This window comes from Cellulophaga omnivescoria (genome assembly GCF_001999725.1).
Taxonomy (GTDB): domain Bacteria; phylum Bacteroidota; class Bacteroidia; order Flavobacteriales; family Flavobacteriaceae; genus Cellulophaga; species Cellulophaga omnivescoria.
In genome coordinates this window covers 121,728-145,506 of record NZ_MDDP01000010.1, presented here as the reverse complement: position 1 = coordinate 145,506, position 23,779 = coordinate 121,728, and the positions used below count along the sequence as shown (strand labels likewise).

The window sequence follows — 23,779 nt, the reverse complement described above, 5'->3', positions numbered from 1 at the left end:
TGAAAACGCAATACTAAAATTTGGTTACACAAACTAAACTTATACTGCTAAGGTTTCTCTAACCGCTAAAGCAATTGCTTTAGCTAATAAAGGCGGCACAGCGTTTCCTATTTGCACCATTTGTTTTCCTTTTGCTCCTTTAAAAATAAAATCGTCCGGAAAAGACTGCAATCTTGCCATTTCACGTACCGTAATAACCCTAGATTCTATTGGGTGTATATTTACACCACCGTGGTTTTCCTTTATTGTACAACTAGCTTCGTTCCAAGGACATTTTTTCCATGAGTCGGAATAATTATCATATAAACTTTTGCCTTCTGGAACTTTAGCCAAGCGCTTTTTCATAGCATCACTATGCTTGGTTCTAACGTGGTTAAAAGCAGCATTATCTTTTAACGTAACCAAATCTTCTATAGCTTGCTTTGTGGTAATGTACTTATCTGGAGTAAGCATTGGCTTAGGATGCAAATTTTTTTTACCAATTCTGTTTGCTATAAAAATTATACGCTCTCTTTTTTGCGGTACATAATAGTTAGCTGCATTTAGCACAGTAACATTTACTTGATACCCTAAATTAGCTATATCTTCCTTTATTTTATCTTCTACCTTACCCTTTAGCATAGAACGTAAACCTTTTACGTTTTCTGCAACAATAAATTGTGGTTTCAACTCGTCTATAATCTGCAACATATCTTTGTAAAGAGAGTTACGTTCATCTTCTACAATACGGCTACCAGACATACTAAAACCCTGACAAGGAAATCCGCCAGACAAAACAGTTAATTGCTCTCCATTAAGTGCACTTTTAACAGTGTTAATAAACTCATTCTTAACACTCCTTTCTGTAATATCACCTAATATGTGTGGGTGTTCAAAATTTTCTCTGTAGGTCATACCAGCTTCCTTAAACCAATCTAAACCTCCTACTTGGGTAAAGCCAGCCATTTCAAACCCTTTTGCCATACCACCAGCGCCACAAAACAAATCTGCAGATGTAAGCTTAGTTTGTGAGGGATTCTCCCAACTGGCAGAAATATCTACCCAATTAACATCATCGGTCTTTATAGACTTAGTTCCTTTTTTAACCAATTGTTTTATTGGCTTAGCATCTAAAATTCCACTATTTCTAAATAAAACAATATCTTTAGGTTTTATATAATGTACACCAAGCGTTTTGGTAGATTTTAGTGCGCCAGAATGTATGTGTTTCCTAATTATTTTTTGAGAAACACCTAATTGTAATGCAATGTCTTCAATTCGTAAAAACTCCTCTTTTACCGCCATACATTAATTACTCTCCTAGTTCTGTAATTTTCTTTTCGTATAAATTTTTACTTTCTATAACTGCCACATTTAGCTCTTGCATAATGCCTTCTACCCTACTTTCAATACTTTCCATTTGGCTATTTATATTGTCAAAAGAGTTTAACGCAGCAGCAACTTCTAATGCTTTAACAACTTCTACAGCATCACCGTGTAATAAACGCAACTTAGCAATTGCTTTAGAGGTATTAGCTAAGGTGCCATTGTATTTTGTTTTAGCTTTATTAATAGCTTTTAAAAGTGTTTTTTTACTCTGCTCATCACTTAAGCTATTAGTTTGGGTCTCCATAGCTGTAAATAAATTAGAGGCTTTAGTTTTTAAATCCTCATATTCTTTATTTAGGTTTTCTACACGCTTGTTTACCTTTTCCCAGTCGCCATAAACCTTAGCAAACTCTTTATCTTCATTTTTAGCGTCTTCTAAGGCTCCTTTTAAAGCACTTAAAGACGTTAAACCTTTGGTTACATTTTTATTTGCGGTAATTTTTTTCCTTTCAAAAGAAGCAACTTGTGACTTAAACTTCTCTTTTAATCTAATTAAATCTTCTGGACTTTTATTTTTCCAACAAGATGATAATGTTAGTACAACTACCAACAAAGCAATACTCTTTTTCATATAATAATTAAGTTAATGGTGGTGTAAAAATAGAAAAATTAAACCATTACTGTTTTGCCCTTTGGTAATCTGCTAATTTTTGTGGTCCTTCTAACAGTACTCTTACCACACGCAATGTACCATCTTCTGTGGTTGCAATTTGCCATTTTATTAGGGATATTTTACCGTTTTCTATTTCAATTCCTGTTATACTTCTTGGATGCACGCAACTACCATCATTAAAAAACGGGATATCTCCTGGCTCCGGAAAACGCGGCCTATGTGTATGGCCAACAATAGTAATTTTTTCATTGTTTTGTAATATCCAACGTTTAATTCGCTTTTCAACCTTTATTAATTCTTTATGATTTTTAGCTGGACTAGTAGGGTCTGCAATTCCCCATACCTGCAAAGGTTTCCATAACACACGTACTAAAAACCTACCAACGCGCCAAAAATTATAGTTCCACCAATCTGCTTGGTGGCCGTGAGTTAAAAAAAGTTCTTGAGCTGTTTGTTTGTGTTTTAAAACTATACCTTCATGATAGGTAATACCAACAAATAAATCTTTGTCTTTACCATCTATAGGCTCAAAATAACTAGATAAATATTTTTTTACGTAATCAGGGTCTTTATACACCATATCATGATTTCCCCAAATCATAAATAAACGATTTTGCAGGTGGTACTGCCGTAACAATTCGTATATGTTTTTGTGAGCCGTAAAAATAGACTCAAATGAGGTGTTCTCCCAAAGTTCATCACCATCGCCCAACTCAAAATAACTAAAACCCTCATTAAAGTAATGTTGTAATGCGTGGTAATAAATATTCCTGTTATTGGCAAAATCGTCTGCAAAACTATTATCACCTCTGTGGCAGTCACTAAAAAGTATTAACTTAGAACTATCATCAAAAGGCACAATTTTAGACTTTTTATACGCTCTGGTTAACCTAGTAAAAGAGGACATATTTTAATTTTTGTATAAATATCTAAAAAAGGGATTAATTAGGATTATAACAAACCTAATAAAAAGTAATAATTATTTTGTAATTTTGTATGCTATTCTTAGACTAAGTAGGGAAGATGAAAGTTGAAAACGAAATAGAGTTACCACTAAAAAGTCTTGTAAGTTTTGACAAGTTACTTAAACAGTACGATAAAATGGCTGTAGGTAATGACGTGTTCCTTGCCCAAAAAGCTAGATTTATCCTAAACTACCAAAAACCTTACCCAGAATTACGTGAAGGTTTTACAGATTTAAATTTACTAGAAAAATATAAAGATGTTATTAATGTTATTCTACAAGATACTTTTTCTGAAGTATTAACTAAGAATGAAATTAAAGCAGCAACATTACCTTACGCTAACGTAATTTTTAACTCTTCTGAAAGATTTAAAAAAATTATAGAAGATGCAGGTGAAGGATTTGTGCTAGAAATAAAAAACGTAGAGGATAGGCTAAATTACATTATGGCTGGCACCGTAATATTAAACTTTCATTATGGTTTTAATTTAGACTTTAGAAGACCTATGTTTTATGAAATTCCGGATAAAAACGGAGTTATGAGACACTACAGAATATTATACAATGCAGATTTTATAGACATTACACCTAATGAAAATGCAAAAAAACTTACACAAGCAGATGTAGATGAACTATTAGAAAACTTTGATGATTTAGAACTTTGGAAACAAAAAATTCCGCCTAACAGTTTTACCTCTAAAGGTTTTGTAATTTCTAATATGTTTGATGTTACTGCGGAGCACTCTATTTCAGAAATAAAATCTAGTCTTATTTCTAGCGACAAAAGAGGCTCTGAGTTTTTTATGGAAGATTTTCAAAATACCTTTAAGTCTTTATTTGGACTTCCTAATTTAAAAGTTGGTTTTTCTATTCACAATAGCAAAGAAGATACTTTTGAAAAAGTCCCTGGTATTGGCATTGACAGTTTTATACTTAACAAAAGTGCTAATGTAAATTGTAAAACTGCCCTTTGTAATGACTCCTACAAAACCATTTTAAAGGACCATAATTACTATGTAATTTCTGATCTAGAAAATTACTATAAAAAAGCACCAGAAAATAGTTTGTATGCTACTTTAGCAAAGCAAAACATTAAAAGTGCCATAATTGCACCTATTTCTAACGGAAAAGAATTACTAGGGGTTTTAGAACTTGCCTCTACAAAAAGATACAATTTAAATAATGTAAATGCTCAAAAGCTGCAAGATGTAATGCCTTACATTGTTACCGCAGTATTGCGCTCTAAAGCTGAAGAAGAAAATTTAATAGAAGCTGTAATACAACAAGAATGCACAACAGTGCACCCATCTGTATTATGGAAGTTTGAAAATGAAGCCATACGATTTATTAGAGCAAATGCAGAAGGATTAGAGCCTACTTTTAAAGAAATTGTTTTTAAAGATGTGCATCCACTTTATGGCCAAATTGATATAAAAGACTCATCTACTTTTAGAAACAGCTCCATACAAAAGGATTTACTTATACAATTATCTGAAATAAATAAAATACTTACCAAGGCTTGGGAACTAAATAAGTTACATATTTATGAAGAACTATTATTTAGAAGCAATAGCTATATAGATGAAGTAAAAGAAATACTAAATACCAATAGTGAGCAAACTATTTTGGAGTTTGTAAAAAAAGAGATTACACCTGTTTTTAAGCATTTAAAAAATACAGAACCTAAAATTGCTACTTTAATTACGGCATATGAAGCTGGCATAGACAACAATACTGGCTCTTACTATGATCATAGAAAAAACTATGATGAAAGTGTTATGAAAATTAACGAAAAACTTGCTCAGGTTTTAGACAAAAAACAGATTGAAGCACAAGAAATGTTTCCGCATTACTTTGAGCGCTATAAAACTGATGGTGTTGAGCATAATATGTATATTGGCGCATCTATATCAGAAACAAAAGAGTACAATCCTTTTTATTTAAAAAATTTAAGGTTGTGGCAATTACAGGTTATGTACGATATGGAAAATGAGTACTACAATCTTAAACCTAAATTACCTATAGACTTAGATGTAGCATCTTTACTCTTAGTATACAACGCATCACTATCTATTAGGTTTAGAATGGATGAAAAACGTTTTGATGTAGACGGTACTTACAATGCCAGATATGAGGTTATAAAAAAACGTATTGACAAATCTTTTATTAAAGGTACCAATGAGAGGTTAACACAAAAAGGAAAGCTTTCTATTGTTTACTCTCAGAAAAAAGATGAGTTAGAGTACTTACGTTACATACGTTTTTTACGCTCTAAAGGTTATTTTTCTAAAAACATAGAGGTTGTAGAGCTAGAGGGCTTACAAGGTGTTGCTGGTTTAAAAGCAATACGAGTTGAAATTTTATACAAAAAAGACAAACAGTCTAAAGAAACATACACGTATGACGATTTAATGCACGAACTAAAACGTTAATACCACCAAAACATTAAAAAAAGGCGAATATTATTTGTAATATTCGCCTTTTATATATTTTATATATAGCTGTTATAATATTACAGCCTCTCTTGGGCCGTAAAAATGCAATGCTAAAAAGAAAGACAATACAGAAACTATCATTCCAAACATAAATATAGCGTAGGTCCAACGCAATAGCTTATATTTTCTATCTAATACAAGTCCTAAAAAGTATAAATCTTTAGTTAAGGAAGAGTATACATAAGACTGGTCTTTTATTAACTCTTTCATAGCCCACTCATAATCTTCTAATTTCATTTTATGAAAATTACCAAAAAACAATAAGTTTACTTTTTTATTATCTACATCTTCCTTAGTAAATTGTCCGCTTGTGATATTTGGCCTTGTAGCAATAATGGACAACACCATAGAAATTACACTAAAAAACATAAATAACGCAGTTGGCAATATTAAATATTTGTTAGACGGACTATCTAACTTAGGCATTAAATCTGCCAACACTAAAGAAATTATAATAGCATTTACAGACAGTAAAATATTGGCTTTAGTATCTGCAATATCACTAAGTTTTAAATGGTTACGCATTGTAACCCTGTACATTGTTTGCACACCTCGTTCTGGGCTCTTATCTTTAAACTCAGACTTATATTGCGCCTTAACTTTTTCTTTTTTAACCAGCTTTTTCATTTTTTTCCTAGCTTTAATTAGTTTGGCTAGGTTATCATCTTTGGTTTCTTGCCAATTTTTAATAGCATAATCGGTATAAAACCTATGCTTTGTCTGAAACATTCTAATATTAGTATCTCTCCACTCTGCAGGCGAGTAATCTATAAGCCCTAATAATGATAATTCTTCTCTGAGCATTTCAGTTGTTTCTAAATAACTTTCTTGCCCTAAGTGAGACCCATCTGCATCTCTAATTATTTCTTCGTGTAAGTTTGTTGGCTCATAGCCTTTTTTTGTTGCTAAAATTAAATTGCAAATATTTTCTATTCGTTTTTCATCAAAAGATTTTTGTTTTAAAAACTCCTTGGCAATATCGCAACTTCTTTCCTCATGTTCTTTGGCACTTCTGGTATAACCTGTATCATGAAACCATGCCGCTAAAAGTAAGTCCTCGTGCTCTTTTACGTCTAACTTGTAAAAATCTAACAATTCTTGCGTACTTTTGACAACACGTTGGGTATGCCTAATATTGTGATATAAAAAACTAGAACTTAACTCATTGGTTAACAAACTAATTACATAATCTTCGGTTTCCTGAATAATATTTGCCATCGTTTTTAATAAATAAGGTGCATCACAAATTACAAAATTTAATCTTTATGAATACTTCCATTAGAAAATATTGTTGGTCGTTATGTATTTTAATCCTTACTAATTGCGCTACACAAAAGGCAAAATATACAAATACAGAACAAGCCAAAGATACTACTACTAATAAAGATATAGAACATACGTTTTATTTAATTGGTGACGCAGGTAAATCTCCTATAAACGGAATGAACCCTGTATTAAAATCATTTAAAAAAAGAATTGAAAAAGCTACAAAAAATAGTTCTGTGTTATTTTTAGGCGATAATATTTATCCGGCAGGAATGCCAGACCCTAAAGATTCTACACAGGCTTATTTAATTGCAAAAAGTCATTTAGACGCCCAATTAAATACCTTAAAAAATTACAAAGGAAAACCATTGTTTATTCCTGGTAACCACGATTGGTATACAGAGGGCTTAGTTGGTTTAGAAAGAGAGCAAGATTATATACAAGAAGCCCTAGACAGCAAAGATGTTTTTTTTCCTGAAGATGGCTGCCCTTTAGAAACTATAGAAGTTAATGATAATTTAATAATAATTGCCATAGATACAGAATGGTATTTAACAAACTGGAATAAAAGACCAGATATAAATGATAAATGCGATATAAAAAGCAGAGAAAAATTTTTAATAGAGCTAGAAAGTTTAATCTCTAAAAACAAGCAAAAAACTACAGTTATTGCAATGCACCACCCAATGTTTAGTTATGGCTCTCATGGGGGGCAATATTCTTTTAAAAAACATTTTTATCCAAAATCTGGAGTAGGACCTTTACCTATTGTTGGTACATTTTTAAATTTGCTTAGAAAAACTGCCGGCCCATCTTCAGAAGATTTACAAGGCAAAAGATATAGAGAATTACGCAACCGCGTTGTTACACTTGCACAATACTCTAACAAAGTAATATTTGTTTCGGGACATGAACACTCTTTACAATACATTGTAGAAGAAAACACTCCGCAAATTGTTAGTGGGGCTGGTGCAAAAAGTGGTGAAACTAGACTTATTAATGGCAGCAAATTTTCTACTGGAGAAAAAGGATATGCTACATTAGAGATTTATAAAGATGGCTCATCTAGAGTGCGTTTTTATGGTTTAGACCAAAATAATAACGAGAAGTTTCTGTTTACTTCACAGGTTTTACCAGAAGACAAACAACTATTTAAAAAGGAGCTACCTAGTAATTTTCCGGCAACAACAACAGCATCCATATACACCCAAGAAGAAATTACCAAAACAGGTTTTCACAATTTTGTTTGGGGAGATCGTTACCGCAAATACTACGGCACTCCTGTAACTGTACCAACCCTAAGCTTAGATACTATATATGGTGGACTAACACCTGTAAGAGCTGGTGGCGGACACCAGTCTAAATCTTTACGTTTAGCAGATAAAGACGGCAAAGAATATGTTATGCGATCTATGCGTAAAAGTGCAGAACTATACCTGCAATCTATGGCTTTTAAAGACCAATACGTAGTTGGTGAGTTTGAAGATACTGCCATAGAAAAATTACTTATGGATTTTTACACTGGATCTCATCCTTACGCTCCATACGTTGTATCTAAACTATCTGATGCTATAAATATTTACCACACCAATCCTAAGTTATACTATATTCCTAAACAAAAAGCACTAGGAGATTTTAACGTAAATTACGGAGATGAATTGTACATGTTTGAGGAACACGCTGGTGATAATCACGGCAACCTTAAAAGCTTTGGTTACGCCAATGAGCTTAAAAGCACAGATAGTATGCTTGAAGATTTGCGTGATGATGAAAAATATGCCGTAGATGACAAAATGTACCTTAGAGCTCGACTTTTTGATATGGTTATTGGAGATTGGGACAGACATACAGACCAGTGGAGATGGGCAGAAAACAAAGAAAAAAACAAGGTAATATACAAACCAGTCCCTAGAGATAGAGACCAAGTTTTTTCTAATATGGGAGATGGCCCACTAATGAGCTTAGCAACCAGAATTGTACCCTCTTTACGCTTAATGGAAGGTTTTAATGACGAAATAAGAAGCGTACGCGGATTTAACTCTTCTCCAAAAACTTATGTATTAGACATTGCCTTATTAAGCGAAACTAAACTGGAAGATTGGATTGCAGAGGCTACATACATACAACAAAATTTAACTGCAGAGATTATAGACCAATCTTTTAAAGATTTTCCTGTAGAGATACAAGATGAGTCTTTACCTAAACTTAAAAAAATATTACTATCTCGTATATCTCATATTAAAGAGTACGCTAAGGAGTACCATAGAATACTAAACAAATTTGCAGTAGTTACAGGCACAGATAAAGACGATTGGTTTGAGATTAATCACCTAAATAAAAAAGAGGTGCAAATAAAGGCCTACCGCAACATTAAAGGAGAAAAAGAAAAACTATTTTTTGACAAAACTTTTAGTAGTGATGTTACTAAAGAAATTTGGGTTTATGGCTTAGATGATGATGATTACTTTGAAGACTATGGAGCTAACCAAAGTCAAATTAAAATTAGAATTATTGGCGGCCAAAACAATGATATTTACAACCTAACCAACGGAAAAAATACTATTGTTTATGATTACAAGTCTAAAAAAAATACGTTTAAGGCTAACAATAACACTAAAATTAGACTTACAAATGATTACAACACTAATGTGTACAACCCTTTAGCAATACGCAATAGTGTAAACCAAATTATACCAACAGTTGGTTTTAATCCAGATGACGGTGTTAAAATAGGCTTTACCAACACCTATACTTATAACGGTTTTAGACTAAATCCGTTTACAGAAAAACATACATTAAATGCCTCTTTTTACTTTGCTACTCAAGGATTTGATGTAGGCTACACAGGTGAGTTTGCAAATATTTTTGGCAACTGGAATTTTGAAGTAGCTACCAGGTTTACGAGTCCTAATTTTAGTGTTAACTTTTTTGGCTACGGAAATAATACAATAAATAATGATGATGACCTTGGTATGGATTATAACCGTGTTAAGTTAGAGCAAATTAAAGTTGCACCATCTATTGTATTTAATGGACAACTAGGCGGAAAATTTAAAGCCGGACTAGCACTAGAAACCATAGAAGTAGAAGAAACACAAGACAGGTTTGTAAATACTTTTTATGTAGCTAACAACGAAGATGTGCGTAACACTTTTTTAGGTGCAGATGCCACCTATACTTATGAAAATAAAGACAACAATGCTTTTCCAACAATGGGTATGTCTACAATGGTAAAAGTAGGCTACAAGCAATCTTTAGTTAATGATAGTCAAAATTACGCCTACATAATTCCTAGTCTTGCTTTTGATTATAAGTTAGTACCAAACGGAAGATTAGTTTTAGCTACAAAATGGAAAGCTCATTTTAACATAGGAGACGATTATGAGTTTTACCAAGGAGCAAGTATTGGCGGTATAGACGGACTAAGAGGTTACAGAAACCAACGTTTTACTGGCAAAAAAGCCTATTACCAAAATACAGATATACGTTATAGCTTAAGAAAAATGAAAACCAATATTATACCACTTTCATTGGGTGTTTACTCTGGTTTTGATTATGGACGTATATGGTTGCCAACAGAGGATTCTGACGAGTGGAAAACGTCTTATGGTGGTGGTATCTTTTTAAACGGTGCAGATGTTATTTCTGCTAGGGTAGCATTGTTTTATGCTGATGAAGGGCCAAGATTTACATTTGGACTAGGGTTTGGTTTTTAAACCCTAGTTTAATGTATAAACATATAAGTTACCTCCTGTTTTTTTATGGTATTCATCTGCCAAATACAAGGTATTATTTGTAATAAAGCAAACAGACTCTAATTGAGTCCTAACACCTAAATCTACAGCCTTAACAGTTCCTTTAGTAAAGTTATCTGTAGTAAAATTTGTAAAACTCCAAAGCATACCATTACTAATTAGCACTATAGTTTTTTTATCTGGTGATATTGCTGCAGATGTTATTCTGCTAGTACGTTCATCTGTACCCGCCATAAAGCTACCTACAAGCTCTGCCTTATACTTGCCCTTAGTTGCAGGTATTTTGTAAATAAACGCCTCTCCATTAAAAGGTGTAGCTCTATTTTTGGTTATAATAAAAAGACTATTATTCCAGTAAAAAAGTGATTCTGCGTCATACAATAACTCTTTTTTCTTAGGAGAAAAATCTGTCTGTTCTGGGTAACTAAATTCTATTTTTTCTGCTTCAATATCATCTCCCTTTTCATTATCAGGATTAGGTACTTTTAGTATTTCTAGGTTATCTCTATCACTAGCATTATTACCAAAGTCCCCAATATAAACGTTGCCGTTATCGTCTTTAGTTAAATCTTCCCAATCATGGTTTTTACCATTTTTAACTTTTAGTGTTTTTTGCCAATTACCTTTTTCATCTACATTATAAAGCTCATCTTTATTACCTTTGTCTTCAACAAGCCACAAGCTATTTTGCCCTGTAGACACTAAACCAGACACCTCTTTAAACTCTTCTGGTATGTTGGCTACTACTTTTAATTGCCCATAATTACTACATCCAACTAAAAGTAGCAAACAACTTAGTCCTACATATTTTTTCATAAACTATGCTCCTGGAAAATTTGCTTTTCTTTTCTCTAAAAATGCAGTAGTACCCTCTTTAAAATCTTCTGTTCCAAAGCAAGCACCAAAGGCTTCAATTTCTACATCATAACCATCTTTAACAAAACCTGCATTAACTGCTTTTATAGCAGCAGAAATTGCTACAGAAGAATTGTTTGTAATTTTACCTATTAATTTATGGCAAAGTGGCAATAATTCTTCTTGTGATACCACATAATTTACCAACCCGTAGTTTAACGCTTTATCTGCAGAAATCATTCCTGCTGTCATTATTAATTCCATAGCTCTACCCTTACCAACTAATTGTGGTAAACGCTGTGTACCACCGTAACCAGGTATAACACCTAAAGAAACTTCTGGTAAGCCCATTTTTGCATTATCGCTAGCTACTCTAAAATGGCAAGCCATAGAAAGTTCTAGTCCACCACCTAGTGCAAAACCATTAACAGCAGCAATAACTGGTGTACTCAAGTTTTCTACTAAATTAAAAAGTTCTTCTTGTCCTTTACGTGCCAATCTTGCCCCTTCTTCTTCAGAAAAATTAGCAAACTCAGAGATATCTGCACCAGCAACAAAAGCCTTATCACCACTACCCGTTAATACAATTGCTTTAACACTTTTATCTGCTTCTAAATTTGTAAAAGCCTTATGCAATTCTAAAATAGTAGCCTTGTTTAAAGCATTTAGCTTTTTTGGTCTGTCTACAGTTACAATTGCAGTGCTATTTTGCTGTTCTACTAAAATAGTTTCAAAATTCATATTTGTTAGTTTTAATTATTTTCTTTGGGAAAACGCACTACAAAAACTGTCCCTTTTTGTGGCTGAGAAGTAAATGTAATGTTCCCTTTATAGGTTTCTACAATATTTTTTACCATTCCTAATCCTAATCCCATACCGCTAGTTTTAGTAGTAAATTTAGGTTCAAAAACTTTATCTTTATAATCGTCTGCTATACCAACTCCGTTGTCTGCTACAGATATTTTTACATAATCTCCTTCTGATGCTACTGTTACCAATACTTTAGGATTTTCTACCTCTGGTACGGCTTGCATTGCATTTTTTACCAAATTAGTAACCACACGCACCAATTGTGTTCGGTCTAATTTTGCAACAATAGTCTCTTCTTCTGCTATAAAGTGAATATAACTTTCATTAAAGATATCTACAGCCAATTTAACAATTTTAACTACGTTTAAGGTTTCATTTTGCTGCGCTGGCATTTGCGCAAAATTAGAAAAAGCAGATGCAATACTACTCATAGTATCTATTTGCTGAATTAATGTTTTTGAATACTCTGCAAGTTTCTCTTTAACATCTGGATCTTCTGGATTAAACTTACGCTCAAAACTCTGCACACTTAAACGCATAGGAGTAAGCGGATTTTTTATTTCATGAGCTACTTGCTTTGCCATTTCGCGCCAAGCTTGCTCCCTTTCACTCTTAGCTAGTTTGGCTGCACTTTGCTCCAACTCATCAATCATTCCGTTATAAGCATCTACTAAGCGTCCTATTTCTTCGCTAGGGTTATCTATTAATATTTTTGGATTTCTAATGCTTAAATCAGTTTTATTAAGCTTATCTGAAATTGTTTGTAAAGATCTTGTTATGTATTTAGATGTAAAATAAGCCAATACTATAGCAATTATAAACATGACTATATAAACTAGGCCTAAACGTAACAAAAACTCTGGCAGCTCTTTATCTTCAAAAGAGGTATCTTCTACATACTCTAGCTTTAAAATACCTATATCTCTAAATTTTAAATCTTTTATAAAAGTGTAAGAGGATCTAAAAATTTTTTCTTCATTAGATATTTTTTCAATATGACTAACTTCTTCTACATAACGTTGGTTATCACTAGTTTTTAATTTTTGAAGAACAACAGCATCTAAACAACTTGAAACAGATGTTTTATTAAGCAAAGGATGAGAATCTATAATTAATTCTCCCTCTAAATCATAAATACTAAAATTTACATTTTGAATTTCTGCAATTTCAAAAATCTCTTCTTTAAAAATTAAATGAAGCTTTTCTGTAATACGTTCAAAAGAGGTTTTTCTAATGGTAAGATTTACACTTTCTTTTATCTGTGCCTCTTTACGTTCTAAACGGTCTTGGTTATATTCTTTGGATTGTTCCCTATATTGGTAAATTGTTACACCAGCTATTAATATTGATGCCATAAGCACCAAAAACATCATGGTAATAAAAATACGCGACCTAAGTGATAATTTTTTAAACAAGAGTTTATTATTTACCTTCAAATATAGCAATTATTACGCCAAAATTAATTGCTCAGAAACCACTATTAATTAGCTAGAATATTGACTTTTGTACCACACCTTTTGCCATTCTCTTTTTAAGATTAAAAATGCCACTTGATCTGCTACCTCAACTGCATCTGTAACTTCAATTTTTTTAAGTGTTTGTTCTGGAATATCAATAATATACAAGAGATTAAGGTACTCTGTAAAACGTTCTAAAAGCAATTGATAAATTTTTTCGCGTAGGCCAGCGGCAAGCTCTTCTGGAGAAACTGTTTTATTTTCTTTAAGCAGATTAAAGTCTATGTTAGCTAAACCAAAGTCTTTTTGTAATTGAGTTACCAAATTACCATATAGGTTTTCACTCGTTACAGAGCTTAAAAGAGTTTTGGTATTTGGATAATTAAATGTCATTTCTTTTATGTACGCAAAAAAATAAAGTATGGTTTACAGTAAAACCATACTTTATTACTTTTAACATTAGCTTGTATTTAATTTCTAATTTTTTGCTCCCAATCCCAGGCAGATTTCATTGCTTCATCTAGGGTAGATTCTGCTTTCCAACCCAAAACAGTATTTGCTTTTGTAGTATCTGCATAGGCAGTTGTAATATCTCCTGGTCTACGATCTACAATTTTATAATTTAATTTTTTACCAGACACACGCTCAAAGCTTTTTATTGCTTCTAAAACAGAACTTCCAGTACCTGTACCTACGTTAAAAACTTCATAGTTTGCACTATTATTACCGCCAATTAAACGTTCTAAAGCTACAACGTGTGCCTTTGCTAAGTCTACAACGTGTATATAATCTCTAATACAAGTGCCATCTGGCGTAGGATAATCTCCTCCAAAAACAGACAATTGCTCTCTTAAACCAACACCTGCTTGTGTTATAAAAGGTACTAAATTTTGTGGCACTCCTATTGGCAACTCTCCAATTTCTGCACTTGGGTGTGCACCCATTGGATTAAAGTAACGCAAAGCAATTGCGTTTAAAGCAGGCACAACTTTACAGGTGTCTCTTATAATTTCTTCGCCCATTTGCTTGGTATTGCCATAAGGAGACTCTGCTTCTTTTACTGGTGCATTTTCTGTAATTGGCATAATGTCTGCTTGACCATATACAGTACAAGAAGAACTAAAAATAAAATTAGCTTTTTGCATTGCAGATAATTCTTGTAACAAATACACCAATGTTCCTATATTGTTTTCATAATATAATAATGGTTTTTCTACACTTTCTCCTACAGCCTTAGAAGCTGCAAAATGTATAACACCAGCAATATTAGAATGACGTTTAAAAAAATCTTGAACCTTAGATTTTTCTTTTAAATCGAACTTTTCAAAAGTTGGCTTTGTACCTGTTATGGCCACAATACCATCTAATACTTTTTCTGAAGAATTAGATAAATCATCAATAATTACGACTTCAAAACCCTTGTTTTGTAATTCTACCACAGTGTGCGAACCAATAAAGCCTAATCCGCCAGTTACTAATATTTTCATCTATTTCTATATTATGGTTAGTTATTTAAAAACTCTAAAACAGCATTGGTTATATAAGCAATTTGCTCATCATCTAACTCGGTATGCATTGGTAAAGAAATTACCTCTTTAACCAATTGGTTTGTTACAGGAAAATCTGCTTCATTATACCTACTATCTTTATATGCTTTTTGCAAGTGTAGTGGAATTGGGTAATACACACCACAAGGAATATCTTTAGATTGCAAATGTTTTACAAGTGCATCTCTATCATTATTTTTTATCTGTAATGTATATTGATGAAATACGTGACAATCACAAACACAAGTGTCAGAAGAACAACATACAGTCATTTTAGGCGTAACAATATCTTTATGGTTTGCTAAAGCCATAGAGTATTTTAATGCTGCAGCTCTACGTTTTTGGTTGTAGGCATCTAAATTAGGCAACTTGGCCCTTAAAACTGCCGCTTGTATAGAGTCTAACCTAGAGTTTACACCAACAACATCATGGTGGTAACGCTCGTACATTCCGTGGTTTACTATACCTCTTAATGTATGGGCTAGCTCATCATTATTTGTAAAAATAGCTCCACCATCTCCGTAAGCTCCTAAATTTTTTGAAGGAAAAAACGAGGTTGCAGAAACGTGACCCATTGTGCCCGCTTTTTTCTTGCTTCCGTCTTTAGAAATATAACTTGCACCTATAGCCTGTGCGTTATCTTCAATAACATATAAATTATGCTTTTCTGCAATTTCTAAAATAGCATCCATATTTGCACATTGTCCAAATAAATGTACAGGTACAATAGCTTTAGTTTTTGGCGTAATAGCTTTTTCTATAGCAGCAGGGTTTATGTTAAACGTATCTGGTTCAACATCTACCAAAACAGGTGTTAATTGTAGCAACGCTATAACTTCTACTGTGGCAGCAAAAGTAAAATCTGCAGTAATAACCTCATCTCCTGGTTGCAGCCCAAGTCCCATCATTGCAATTTGCAAAGCATCTGTACCATTTGCACAAGGAATCATATGTTTAACACCCAAATAGTCTTCCATTTCTTTTTGCAAAGCATGTACTTCTGGACCGTTAATATATGATGATGTTTCTAATATTTGAGAGATAGAAGAATTTATCTGCTCTTTTATATCTTGGTATTGACCGTTAAGGTCTACCATCTGAATTTTTTTCATTGCCTTAATTTGAAAGGTAAATTTACAAAAATACCAATGGGCAACAATGAAATTAATGAAAGAAACGTATTTTTACGACAAATAAACTCTAGGTGCATCTTTTATATAACTTTGTAGTACATATTGCCGCTATTTTAGTTAAAATTATTGCTAATTTTAATCCTAAAATAAAACTCTTTGTAAAGGGCCGTAAAGACACTTACAACACCCTAAATAATAACATAAATACCACAGATAAGGTTATTTGGGTGCACACCGCCTCTTTAGGTGAATACGAACAAGGCCTACCTATTATTGAAAAAACAAAAGAAGAATACCCTACTTATAAAATTGTAGTTACTTTTTTTTCTCCCTCTGGTTATGAGGTTAAAAAAAATGATAAAATTGCAGACGCCATTGTTTACTTACCGTTAGACACATTAACAAATGCCAAAAAGTTTATAAATGCTGTAAACCCTAAAATTGCCATTTTTGTGAAATATGAGATTTGGCCAAACCACCTTAAAGTTTTAAAAGAAAAGCAAATACCAACACTTTTAGTTTCTGCTTACTTTAAAAAAGAACAATCGTTTTTTAAATGGTATGGTGGGTTTATGCGTAAAAGTCTAACTGCTTTTACACACTTTTTTGTGCAAGACTCTAACTCAAAAAAGTTACTTAAAAGTATTGGTTATAACAATTGCACTGTTAGTGGTGATACAAGGTTTGACCGTGTTTCTAAAATATTAGAACAAGATAATACATTGGATTTTATGAGCAGTTTTGTACAAAACAAAACCTGTGTAGTAGCCGGTAGTACTTGGCCAAATGGGCAGTTATTTTTATCAACCTATATAAATAATACAACTGTAGAAAACGTAAAGTTTGTAATTGCCCCACACAATATTATACACTCTCAAATACAAGAATTAAAAAATAGTATACAAAAAAAAGTAGTTTTATTTTCTGAAATTAATGGCAGAGACATTTCTGGTTTTGATGTTTTAATAATTGATACGATTGGCATTTTAACCAAAATATATAGTTATGCAAACATTGCTTACGTAGGTGGCGGTTTTACAAAAGGTGGTTTACACAATACTTTAGAACCTGCTGTTTTTGGAGTTCCTATTATCATTGGTCCTATTTACAAAGGCTTTAAAGAAGCTGAAGATTTGGTAGAGCTTAAAGGTATTTTAACCACAGCTAACCAAAACCAATTTACAAGTAATTTAAACCAGTTACTTACCAATAAAGAACACTACAATACCACTGCAGAAATAAACAAAACATATGTTGCCCAAAATATTGGAGCCACAAACAAAATTGCCACATACATACACCAGCTACTTGTAAAATAACATACAAAACCACCAAAAAATAAACGCAACCTGCTGATTTACAGTTGCTAAAATGAATTTTAATTTGTACCTTACTAGAAACTATTGAGATATGAAAGAATTAACTGTTGGCACAAAAGTCTTAAACAGTTTCCTAGGCGCAATGGTTGTTGTACTTGTTGCAATATTAATTGCCGTTGTAGGATGCTTAATTTTGGCTGCCGTAGGTGTCTTGTAAAAAAGACAAAAGCACTTTTCCCACGTCTTGTTTTTGAATTTAGCTTTAAAACGCTATAAATTATAATAAAAAAAGCCCTTCTAAAATGAAGGGCTTTTTCGTTGAAAAAGTAGAGAACTAAAAAACTTTAACAACTAACTTAAAAAACATAACAATTAAAAAACTAATTCCATCCGCCACCTAAAGCGTGGTATATATTTACGTGCGCTAGCATTTGTGCTTTTTTGGTTTCTACTAGTTCTATTTTTGCCTCTAAAGCATCACGCTGTGTTAGTAATACCTCCATATAATCTGCTCTTGCAGATTTAAATAACTTATTAGAAATTTCTATAGACTCTGTTAACGCATTTACTTCTTGCTGTTTTGCCTCAAAACTTTTTTTTAGATTTTTTATGTTAGACAATTGGTTTGTGGTTTCTATGTAACCGTTTAAAATAGCCTTCTCATACTCGTATACCGCTTTTATTTGTCTTTTATTTGCATTTTTATATGCTGCCTTAATAGCATTACGGTTTATTAGTGGTGCAACAACATCACCAACAATATTATAAAGCACAGACTCTGGCGTTTTTGTTAAAAACTTAGGCTTAAAAGCCTCTAACCCCACACCTGCTTTAATACCTATTGATGGATAAAAATTGGCTTTGGCTACTTTAATATTTAATTTATGGGCCGCTAACTCATACTCCGCACGCTTAATATCTGGTCTGTTTTGTAGTAACTGACTTGGTACACCTGCATACACTGGAGTAGTAGTAATTTCTACAAAATCTGTTGTGGTTCTTGTAATATGCTTAGGATAAGATCCCATTAGAAAACAAATTTTATTTTCTGCCTCTGTAATCTGTTGCTGTATTTGGTATCTAGAACTTTGGTTTTTTAAAACCTCTGCTTCAAAACGTTTAACACCTAATTCTGTTGCTCTTGCTGCTTGTTTTTGCAGCTTGACTATTTCTAGCACGTTTTTTTGAATAGCTATATTCTGGTCTATTATTTTAAGCTGATTGTCTAGAGCTAAAAGCTCATAGTATGAAGAAGCAATTTCTGAAACCAAATTGGTAATCATAAAGTTTTTGCCTTCTTCACTTGCCAAATACTCTAAAACAGCAGCTTTTTTAGAATTCCTTAGTTTTTTCCAAACATCTAACTCCCATGACGCAACTGCAGCTACTTGATAATTAGGTAATGGTTCTGGAAATTCTTTTCCGTCTTTAATATCTGTGTTAGCATCGTTGGCGCCTTGACTTGTATAACGACCTACTTTTTCTACCTCTGCACCTGCTTGTATGTTTACAAATGGTAAATACTCACCTTTTCTAACCATAATTTCATTTTTAGCCACCTGTACTTCTTGTAGCATAATATTTAGCTCTTGGTTATTAACTAAGGCAGTATCTATAATTGCTTTTAAATTGGGATCAGAAAAATACTGATCCCATTTCATAACAGCAGAATTTACAGTGTCTGTAGTTGTATTATTGTATACAGTTGGCACAGTTGTGTTTTCATTTTTTATTTCTCTTACTGGTACACAAGAATAAAAAGCAAACACACAAATAACACAAACTAGATAAGCTTTTTTAAGCCTAAGTACAGTTTTATATTTATTAATTATCTTCATTTTTAGCTATTAATTTTTTCAAAAGTTGATTTATTTTCTCCATACGAGCCTTTATTCCGCTTTTACGTTCACTAGCTCTCATAAACTCTTCAGAAACCGGCATTGTATCTTCATCTTTAATAAGACTACGCCCATCTGCCATTTTTGCAAAAATGTAATAAAGTCCAGGTATAATAAGTACACCAAATAAAGTACCTAAAAGCATTCCTCCTAAAGAAGAACCGCCTATAGTTTTATTTCCTATTGCACCTGCTCCTGTAGCAATAATTAGTGGTATTAAACCTGCAATAAATGCAAAGGAAGTCATTAAAATAGGTCTAAAACGAGCTTTTGCACCTTCTATTGCTGCGTCAAATATTGTAGAACCTTGATTCCTTTTTTGAACCGCAAACTCCACAATTAACACTCCGTTTTTACCTAACAAACCAACTAACATAATCATACCAATTTGTGCGTAAACATCATTAGAAAGTCCCATCATTTTTAATAAAAAGAACGACCCAAAAATACCCACGGGTAATGATAGTATTACGGCCAAAGGCAGTAAAAAGCTTTCATACTGTGCTGCCAAAACCAAGTAAACAAACACTAATACAATAGCAAAAATGTAGATAGACTCGTTACCTCTGCGTGCCTCATCATAAGACAATCCCTCCCAAGCAACGTCATACCCATGTGGTAAAGATTCTTTAGCTACTTCTTGTATTGCTTTTATAGCATCGCCACTAGTATAACCAGAAGCCGGCAGCCCCCTAATTGCAGCAGAATTGTACAAATTGTACCTAGTAATTTCATTAGGGCCAAGTGCTTTTTCAATCTTCATAAAAGCAGAATACGGTACCATTTTACCTTCTTCACTCTTTACAAAAAGTTTTTCTAGGTCTGATGGTAAACTTCTGTACTCTGGTGCTGCTTGGGTATATACTTTAAAAAATCTACCAAAACGTATAAATCCTTGCTCATAAGTACTACCAATTAAAATATTTAGGTTTTCCATAGCAGCACCAATAGATACCCCTTTTTGCATTGCAGCTTTATTATCTATTTTAAGTTTATACTGCGGATAGTTAGCTGCGTAAAAAGTAAACAAACCACTTAACTCCTTACGCTTTCCTAACGCTTCCATAAAGTTGTTGTTTATTTTCTCGAACTCATGATAGTCTGTACCATTAGTTTTATCTAACAAACGCATAGAAAAACCACCAGAAGATCCGAAACCAGGAACTGCAGGCGGCTCAAAATACTCTATAACGGCACCTAAATTTTTGGTTTCTTCCTCTAATTCTTCCATTATTTCATGAACAGAATGATGGCGCTCTGACCAAGGTTTTAAATTAATTAAACATGTTCCTGCATTAGAACCACGTCCTTCTGTCATAATCTCATAACCTGCCAAAGAAGAAACCGATGCTACACCTTCTGTTTCTTCACATATGGCTTGTAGTTTTCTGGCAACCTCGTTTGTACGTTCTAAAGTAGATCCTGGAGGTGTTTGTATAATGGCATAAATCATCCCTTGATCTTCATTAGGAATAAAACCTGCTGGTAATACTTTATTAGCCAAGAAAATACCTGCGCAAAATATTGCTAACACACCAAAGGTTAATACCCTACGCGCAACAATTTTATTTAAGATTTTTACATAACTACCAGTAAGTCGTTCAAAGCCTTTGTTAAACCAATCTATAAACTTATCTACTGGAGATTTTTTTCTTTTTCCATTATTATGCTTTAACAACATTGCACATAAAACCGGCGTTAATGTTAAAGCAACTAATGCAGAAATTACTATTGAACCAGCCATTGTTATAGAAAACTGACGGTAAAACACACCTACTGGACCTGTCATAAAAGAAATAGGCACAAAAACCGAAACCATTACCAACGTAATTGCTATAATGGCACCACCAATTTCGCCCACCACACTTTTTACAGCTTTATAAGGCGATACGTGTTCTTCTTCCATTTTAGCGTGCACAGCTTCTACAACTACAATAGCATCATCTACCACAATACCAATAGCTAAGACTAATGCAAAAAGCGTTATTAAATTTATAGACAATCCAAATAATTGCATAACAAAAAATGCACCTATAAGTGATACTGGCACTGCTATAATAGGAATTAACGTTGATCTCCAATCTCCCAAGAACAAGAATACTACAATAGCTACAAGAATAAATGCATCTCTAAGCGTGTGAATTACTTGCTCAATAGATGCATCTAAAAAATTAGAAACATCATAACTTATTTTATACTCAATACCAGGAGGTAAATCTTCTTTTAACTCTTTAAGTTTTTCTTTTACGTTATCTATAACATCACTACCATTACTACCAAAGGTTTGTTTAAGCACAATGGAAGCAGATGGCTTACCATCTAAATTAGAATAGATATCAAAAAACTCGCTTCCTAGTTCTACATCAGCAATATCCTTTAGCGTTAAAATTTCTCCTTCTTCATTGGCTTTTATAATAATGTCTTTGTATTGCTCTGGCTCACTATACCTATCCTGGTAAACCAACGTATATTCTAATGCTTGTGATTTTTTACCAGAGCTTCTACCAATTCTACCGGGTCTGGCTAAAATACTTTGGTCTTCCATTGCTTTTAAAACTTCTTCTGCAGAGATATTATAAGCACGCATACGATCTGGTTTTAACCAAACACGCATAGCATACTTACGGCTACCCAAAATTTTAGCACTTGCAATACCATCTATACGCTGTATTTCGGGTACCATTTTGGTGTAAGCATAATTATATAGGAACTTTTCGTCAGTATGCTTTTCATTACTGTATAAGTTAACATACATAAGCATACTTGGCTGTACAGGTGTTATAATTACACCTTCACGCTGTACCAATTCTGGCAACAAAGGCATTACTTGGTCTACACGCGTTTTTATCTTAACCACAGCCTCACTTGGGTCCGTACCAGGCTCAAAAATTACACGTAAAGTTCCTTCACCCGCACTTGTAGCATCTGATGCTATGTAACGCATACCCTGCACACCGTTTATAGAAGTTTCTAGTGGTATTAATGTAGACTTTACCAACACATCTGCACTAGCACCAGGATACGCAATAAAAATATTTACTGTTGTTGGCGCTATTTGCGGAAACTGGGATATAGGCAATTGGTTTATTGCTAACAGTCCTGTAAAAATAATAATTACAGAAATTACAATAGCCAACACAGGCCTTTTTATAAATTTACTAAACATATTTTTATAGTTCTATTTTGTAATTATTCTGCATACAGGTCTAGTTCTTTTAGTACCGTATTTGGTTCTAAAAACTCTGTTTGTATTTTTTCGTTATTTTTTACCATACGCAAGCCTTCTAGCAGTATTTTGTCTTTAGTAGAAAGTCCTTTGCTAACAATAAATAAGTTAGGTAAACTAGCCTCTATTGCTATTTCTCTTTGCTTAACCTCACTATTGGCATCTATAACATACACGTAAGTTTTATCTAAAATTTCAAAAGTTGCTTTTTGTGGTATTAGTAAAGCATTACTATAAGGAACAGACATAAGTACACTACCAGTTTCTCCGTGTCTTAATATTTTATCTGGATTGGGAAAGGTTGCTCTAAACGCAATGTTACCAGTTTGGTTATTAAACTCACCCTCTATAGTTTCTACAACACCTGTTTGGTTAAACATTTTATTGTTTGCCATAACCAACTCTACTTGTTTAGCTCTTGCTTTACCCGTATTTGTTATATAGTCTAAATACTCTGCCTCTGGTACATTAAAGTATACCCACATTTTACTGTTGTCTGACAATGTGGTTAATTTTTCTCCTTCATCTAAAAGGCTACCTTCTCTAGCTTCTAAATGATCTACAATACCATCAAAAGGAGCTCTAATATCTGTAAAACTTAAATGGGTTTGTGTTAAAAACACCTCTGCTTTAGCTTTATCATATTCTGCTTTAGACATTGCTAATTCATTTGCAGAAACCACATTACTATCTGCTAGTAGTTTTGTGTTTTTGTATTCTATTTCTGCTACTTCTGCTTCAGCTTTTGCTTTTTGTAAATCTGCCTGATATACGTTTGGCATTATATTAAAAAGCTTTTGACCTTTTTTTACAAACTGCCCCTCATCTATAGAAATTTGTTTTAAATATCCTTTTTCTAAAGCACGTATTTCTATATGCCTAATAGAGTGTATTTGGCATACGTAGTCTTTTTTAATAATGGTGTCTTTTTTAACAGGATTGGTAACAAGAAATTTAGATTCCTCTTTTTTTTCTTCTTTTTTAGACTCACAGCTGGCAAAACAAAGCACAAGCAATAGGCCTATGAGTGTAGAAGTTCTCCTCATAATACGATTGATTTTTTAAAATAATTG

General features: G+C 33.0%; 17 protein-coding genes. 4 read left to right on the top strand and 13 right to left on the bottom strand.

Translation table 11 applies throughout. The features are described 5' to 3' along the window. Nucleotides 1–39 precede the first annotated feature (39 nt). From BFJ87_RS05710 to BFJ87_RS05700, 3 genes are read right to left on the bottom strand one after another with little or no spacing between them, the layout of a single operon-like run. The gene (locus BFJ87_RS05710; RefSeq protein ID WP_077401215.1) at nucleotides 40–1,284 is read right to left on the bottom strand and encodes a DNA cytosine methyltransferase; all 1,245 of its coding nucleotides are present in this window, start codon (nucleotides 1,282–1,284) and stop codon (nucleotides 40–42) included. A gap of 7 nt (nucleotides 1,285–1,291) precedes the next feature. Continuing rightward, entirely contained in the window at nucleotides 1,292–1,939 is a 648-nt protein-coding gene (locus BFJ87_RS05705; RefSeq protein WP_077401212.1) for a hypothetical protein, read from the bottom strand. Between the two features lie 46 nt (nucleotides 1,940–1,985). Then, nucleotides 1,986–2,888 (bottom strand): metallophosphoesterase, encoded by a 903-nt coding sequence (locus BFJ87_RS05700; protein WP_077401209.1) that lies wholly within the window; start codon nucleotides 2,886–2,888, stop codon nucleotides 1,986–1,988. A gap of 116 nt (nucleotides 2,889–3,004) precedes the next feature. Here BFJ87_RS05700 and BFJ87_RS05695 point away from each other — a divergent pair, with 116 nt between their 5' ends. Beyond that, a complete protein-coding gene (locus BFJ87_RS05695) occupies nucleotides 3,005–5,377 on the top strand; it encodes a GAF domain-containing protein (protein ID WP_077401206.1) in 2,373 nt (790 codons plus the stop codon). A 72-nt stretch (nucleotides 5,378–5,449) separates the two neighbouring features. On the opposite strand, the gene BFJ87_RS05690 is transcribed toward BFJ87_RS05695, so the two are convergent. Then, nucleotides 5,450–6,658 (bottom strand): Pycsar system effector family protein, encoded by a 1,209-nt coding sequence (locus BFJ87_RS05690; RefSeq protein ID WP_077401203.1) that lies wholly within the window; start codon nucleotides 6,656–6,658, stop codon nucleotides 5,450–5,452. Between the two features lie 47 nt (nucleotides 6,659–6,705). Here BFJ87_RS05690 and BFJ87_RS05685 point away from each other — a divergent pair, with 47 nt between their 5' ends. Further along, a complete protein-coding gene (locus BFJ87_RS05685; protein WP_077401200.1) occupies nucleotides 6,706–10,422 on the top strand; it encodes a metallophosphoesterase in 3,717 nt (1,238 codons plus the stop codon). A 3-nt stretch (nucleotides 10,423–10,425) separates the two neighbouring features. Here the strand turns inward: BFJ87_RS05685 and BFJ87_RS05680 are convergent, their stop codons facing one another. From BFJ87_RS05680 to BFJ87_RS05655, 6 genes are all read right to left on the bottom strand, one after another. Continuing rightward, complete coding sequence (locus BFJ87_RS05680; protein ID WP_077401197.1) at nucleotides 10,426–11,277, bottom strand: hypothetical protein; 852 nt, start codon at nucleotides 11,275–11,277, stop codon at nucleotides 10,426–10,428. Between the two features lie 3 nt (nucleotides 11,278–11,280). Continuing rightward, a complete protein-coding gene (locus BFJ87_RS05675) occupies nucleotides 11,281–12,057 on the bottom strand; it encodes an enoyl-CoA hydratase/isomerase family protein (RefSeq protein ID WP_077401194.1) in 777 nt (258 codons plus the stop codon). A gap of 11 nt (nucleotides 12,058–12,068) precedes the next feature. Continuing rightward, nucleotides 12,069–13,499, bottom strand: a complete 1,431-nt coding sequence (locus BFJ87_RS05670) for a sensor histidine kinase (protein WP_077401191.1) — start codon at nucleotides 13,497–13,499, stop codon at nucleotides 12,069–12,071. A 111-nt stretch (nucleotides 13,500–13,610) separates the two neighbouring features. Beyond that, complete coding sequence (locus tag BFJ87_RS05665) at nucleotides 13,611–13,976, bottom strand: hypothetical protein (protein ID WP_077401188.1); 366 nt, start codon at nucleotides 13,974–13,976, stop codon at nucleotides 13,611–13,613. A gap of 77 nt (nucleotides 13,977–14,053) precedes the next feature. Beyond that, a complete protein-coding gene (gene galE, locus BFJ87_RS05660; protein ID WP_077401185.1) occupies nucleotides 14,054–15,070 on the bottom strand; it encodes a UDP-glucose 4-epimerase GalE in 1,017 nt (338 codons plus the stop codon). 17 nt (nucleotides 15,071–15,087) lie between these two features. Continuing rightward, nucleotides 15,088–16,242, bottom strand: a complete 1,155-nt coding sequence (locus BFJ87_RS05655) for a DegT/DnrJ/EryC1/StrS family aminotransferase (RefSeq protein ID WP_077401182.1) — start codon at nucleotides 16,240–16,242, stop codon at nucleotides 15,088–15,090. 92 nt (nucleotides 16,243–16,334) lie between these two features. Here BFJ87_RS05655 and BFJ87_RS05650 point away from each other — a divergent pair, with 92 nt between their 5' ends. Both BFJ87_RS05650 and BFJ87_RS17080 read left to right on the top strand, forming a co-directional pair. Further along, nucleotides 16,335–17,582, top strand: a complete 1,248-nt coding sequence (locus BFJ87_RS05650) for a 3-deoxy-D-manno-octulosonic acid transferase (RefSeq protein WP_077401179.1) — start codon at nucleotides 16,335–16,337, stop codon at nucleotides 17,580–17,582. Between the two features lie 91 nt (nucleotides 17,583–17,673). Next, complete coding sequence (locus BFJ87_RS17080) at nucleotides 17,674–17,799, top strand: hypothetical protein (protein ID WP_262487730.1); 126 nt, start codon at nucleotides 17,674–17,676, stop codon at nucleotides 17,797–17,799. Nucleotides 17,800–17,962: 163 nt separating this feature from the next. Here BFJ87_RS17080 and BFJ87_RS05645 read toward each other — a convergent pair whose 3' ends face one another. The 3 genes from BFJ87_RS05645 to BFJ87_RS05635 are packed head-to-tail and all read right to left on the bottom strand — an operon-like array spanning nucleotide 17,963 to nucleotide 23,752. Beyond that, nucleotides 17,963–19,420, bottom strand: a complete 1,458-nt coding sequence (locus BFJ87_RS05645; protein WP_139344215.1) for a TolC family protein — start codon at nucleotides 19,418–19,420, stop codon at nucleotides 17,963–17,965. Beyond that, nucleotides 19,407–22,646, bottom strand: coding sequence for an efflux RND transporter permease subunit (locus tag BFJ87_RS05640; RefSeq protein ID WP_077401176.1), 3,240 nt, complete (start codon nucleotides 22,644–22,646; stop codon nucleotides 19,407–19,409). The genes BFJ87_RS05645 and BFJ87_RS05640 overlap by 14 nt, the downstream gene beginning before the upstream one ends. Before the next feature lie 23 nt (nucleotides 22,647–22,669). Beyond that, complete coding sequence (locus tag BFJ87_RS05635) at nucleotides 22,670–23,752, bottom strand: efflux RND transporter periplasmic adaptor subunit (RefSeq protein WP_077401173.1); 1,083 nt, start codon at nucleotides 23,750–23,752, stop codon at nucleotides 22,670–22,672. Between the last annotated feature and the right edge of the window lie 27 nt (nucleotides 23,753–23,779).